General features: G+C 37.1%; 2 pseudogenes. One reads left to right on the plus strand and one right to left on the minus strand.

Going from position 1 to position 380, the window contains the following annotated elements:
* Positions 1-104 precede the first annotated feature (104 nt).
* Positions 105-305: pseudogene (locus tag CP370_RS09535) on the plus strand (DeoR/GlpR transcriptional regulator); the annotation flags it as partial.
* On the opposite strand, the pseudogene CP370_RS09735 reads toward CP370_RS09535, so the two are convergent.
* Positions 298-380 (minus strand): annotated as a pseudogene (locus CP370_RS09735) (IS200/IS605 family transposase); the annotation flags it as partial. The pseudogenes CP370_RS09535 and CP370_RS09735 overlap by 8 nt on opposite strands.

Below are 380 nucleotides of genomic sequence, written 5' to 3' on the forward strand. Positions count from 1 at the left end.
TCAATATTCCATTCTGTTGTCGACCTCAACCTCAATCTAAGTATAAGAAAAAAGGTAGATAAAAACATCGTCATGTTTCTATCTACCTTTATACTTTAGGGTGTTTAACAGCTGATAAGTTGATATATTTGAATGCTTCGACGACTATTTCGCAATTATGTCGCTACCTTAACGGGTTAAATGCAACAGTGATGACAAATTCGATTGATAATGCGAGTGCTCTAATGATGGATAACTTGCCCAATGTGATCTTATTAGGCGGCTATTTAATGAAATCTGCCCGTAAATCCCCGTATTTTAATGCGCGGATGGATAGGGCTTACCGTCTTTGATTGCGTTATAGACTTGATCGTTGATGTATTTCTCTACCACTTCTTTTG

The organism is Lactobacillus sp. UMNPBX19 (assembly GCF_002553805.1).
Lineage (GTDB): Bacteria > Bacillota > Bacilli > Lactobacillales > Lactobacillaceae > Lactobacillus.